Genomic DNA, 1,210 nt, shown 5'->3' with positions numbered 1-1,210 from the left:
TTCGCACACCGCAAAGCACACCCCGTCAGCCACGCTCCAACCGCCTGCGTACCGTCCCCACCAACCTGTCAAACGGCAATGTACTCGCAGCCAGCGCACTGACCTCAGAAAAATTCTCCCTCACGATATCTGTCAACACCTGCCCCGGCGGCGCCTCGACCAGCACCTGCGCGCCCATTTCCTGCATCACGGTGAGCGCATCGAACCAGCGCACGGTGTAACGCATATTGGTCGCAAGATCCTCGCGAATCGCATCGGCCGTATATAACGGGCGTCCACCGCGATTGCCGATATAAACACCGCGCGGTCTTTCAAAATGCAACGTGCGCGAGTACGCCAGCAGTTCGTCGCTCGCACGCGCGAGCAATTCGCAGTGCGAGGGCACGCTGACCGCGAGCCGCGTGGCCTTGCGCGCGCCGGCCGCGAGCGCGCGTTCGATGAACCCGTCGAGCGCATCGTCCGCGCCGGCCATCACGATCTGGCGCGGTGCATTGACGTTGCCGACATACACGCGTTGCCGTTGCTCCGCGGCCTGCTGTGCAACGAGCGTTTCCGCCTGCTGCTCGCTCAAGCCGGAGACGGCCGCGAGACCATAGCCCGCCGGATAAGCGGTTTCCATCAGCTCGGCGCGTCGCTGCACCATCTTCAGCGCGTCGCGGAACGCCACCGCGCCACAACTGACCGCCGCCGCATACGCGCCGATCGACAGTCCCGCGCTGATCTGCGCCGCCAATCCTTCATCGGCGAGCGCGCGCATGATCGCGACGCCCGCGACGGTCAAGCCCAGTTGCACCGCGACCGTCGAATCGAAAGCGTCGGATGAGTCGAGCGTCAGCACGTCGATGCCAAGTGTGTCGGAGGCTTCAGCGAGCGTGTCCTGTACCGCGCGATGCTGCGGCAGTCGATGCAGAAAGCCTTCGCTCTGCGCACCCTGGCCGGGGAACAGAAGCGCGAGCATCAGGCAATGCCATGGTGAGCAACCGCCGCCCACGGATCAGCGATCAAGCGGGGGCCGCCCGCATCGCGGGCAAGCACGCGCGCCTTGCCCGCGGCCCATTCCGCGAGCGCCACGCCACCCGCGGGCGTTTCGAGTTGCGCATCGATGCGGATACCGATATGCGCCGCGAGCGTTTGCAGTTGCTCCAGCAAAGCACTCGCGACATTCAGCGCCAGCGGTTGCGGCACGCGGATCAACAGATCGAGGTCGCTC

At 65.5% G+C, this 1,210-nt stretch carries 2 protein-coding genes; both read right to left on the bottom strand.

Going from position 1 to position 1,210, the window contains the following annotated elements; genetic code table 11:
- Nucleotides 1–25: 25 nt before the first annotated feature.
- The gene (gene mdcH / locus F6X40_RS41485) at nt 26–958 is read right to left on the bottom strand and encodes a malonate decarboxylase subunit epsilon (RefSeq protein WP_187631890.1); all 933 of its coding nucleotides are present in this window, start codon (nt 956–958) and stop codon (nt 26–28) included.
- On the bottom strand, nt 958–1,210 hold a 253-nt coding region (locus tag F6X40_RS41480), incomplete at its 5' end, for a phosphoribosyl-dephospho-CoA transferase MdcG domain-containing protein (protein ID WP_316251902.1). The genes mdcH and F6X40_RS41480, both read right to left, overlap by 1 nt.

The sequence above is a fragment of the Paraburkholderia sp. UCT31 genome (assembly GCF_014397655.1).
Taxonomy (GTDB): domain Bacteria; phylum Pseudomonadota; class Gammaproteobacteria; order Burkholderiales; family Burkholderiaceae; genus Paraburkholderia; species Paraburkholderia tuberum.
This window is presented reverse-complemented; position numbering and strand designations above follow the sequence as displayed.

What these genes read in the sequence shown, in the direction of transcription:
- mdcH (WP_187631890.1), bottom strand. Translation starts at nt 958, where the DNA reads ATGCTCGCGCTTCTGTTCCCCGGCCAGGGTGCGCAGAGCGAAGGCTTT.